Source organism: Fodinicurvata fenggangensis DSM 21160 (assembly GCF_000686045.1).
Taxonomy (GTDB): Bacteria; Pseudomonadota; Alphaproteobacteria; order Kiloniellales; family DSM-21159; genus Fodinicurvata; species Fodinicurvata fenggangensis.
The window spans coordinates 1-1,105 of record NZ_JMLV01000036.1; the positions used below are offsets into that span (position 1 = coordinate 1).

Consider the following 1,105-nt stretch of genomic DNA (forward strand, 5'->3'; position numbering starts at 1 on the left):
ACCGATTTCTGCGCCATAACCGCCCCCAATCAGCAATGTGTATTCCAAAATTGAATCACATCTCTGATTTCCGCGCAAAGGTCTCCATGCTGAGGAGCTCGACCCAAAGGGGCGAGCCTCGAAGCACGCTGGCACAGGCGGCCAAGCCTGGGAGAATTCGTAAAGCTAGAATCCATCCGGCCAGAGTTGCGCACTATGCAATATCCGCAGAATCCGAATGCGGTCTGCCTCGACTCTATAGGCGGCAATATAGGCGGTCTGGGCAATAACCAGTTCACGCGTTCCCTGGACACGGCCGCTACGGCCCAGCTCAGGATTCTGCCGCAAGCCTTCAAGCTGTTCTTCGATCCGTTCATCCAGAGCCGCGGCCGCAGCAGGGTTATCCTGGGCTATGTGATCCAAGATCCGCGTCCTGTCCTCGAAAGCCAGCCGGGACCAGGACAGCCTCACGCCTCACCCTCAGGTGTCTTGTGCGGCGGCAGTCCGGCGTCTTTCGAAATGCTGCCGCACCTCCTCATCCGAAAGGTCCGCGCGCGTGTCGGCCAAGGCGTCCTCGACGCGGGCGCGGAACCAGGCATCATGCTCTGCCGGATCCGTCGTCAGGCCGGGCGGCAGGGCCCCTTCGGCGGCCACCCGGGTCAAAAGAATGCGCACGGCGTCGGAGAGCGTCAGCCCCATGCTGTCCAGCACAGCGCTGGCCTTGGCCTTGACCTCGGGATCGATGCGGGTCTGCACCAGAGAATTCTGTGTCATGGGCCTGCTCCTGAATAGCCGCTCCAGTGTCATGTTATGTTACACAATGTAATGCAGCTGCATGACAATTAACAGCCCGATTGCCGGCACAGGCGGCGGGGAGGGAGAGGGGCTATCGCAGGCCGCCCATCCTTCGAGGCGCCGCTTCGCTCCGCAGCTCTGGATGACGCCGTATTTAGTAAATAATTGAAGTAAAATAAAAATTGGCGTCATGGCGCAGGTAAGCGCACCCCCGTGCGCCCTCGAACCACCTCATACTGGAGACCTTTGCGCGGAAATCAGAGATGTGATTCAATTTTGGAATACACATTGCTGATTGGGGGCGGTTATGGCGCAGAAATCGGTTGGTCAG

2 protein-coding genes are annotated in these 1,105 nt (G+C 58.9%); both read right to left on the bottom strand.

Annotation, left to right across the window (positions count from 1 at the left end):
- Positions 1–165 precede the first annotated feature (165 nt).
- Entirely contained in the window at positions 166–450 is a 285-nt protein-coding gene (locus BP38_RS0118195; RefSeq protein WP_026988887.1) for a type II toxin-antitoxin system RelE/ParE family toxin, read from the bottom strand.
- A 9-nt stretch (positions 451–459) separates the two neighbouring features.
- Positions 460–753 (bottom strand): type II toxin-antitoxin system RelB/DinJ family antitoxin, encoded by a 294-nt coding sequence (locus BP38_RS0118200; protein WP_026988888.1) that lies wholly within the window; start codon positions 751–753, stop codon positions 460–462.
- Between the last annotated feature and the right edge of the window lie 352 nt (positions 754–1,105).

Bases quoted from the DNA above. Each gene is read 5' to 3' on its own strand.
- BP38_RS0118200 (WP_026988888.1), bottom strand. From the start codon at position 753: ATGACACAGAATTCTCTGGTGCAGACCCGCATCGATCCCGAGGTCAAG.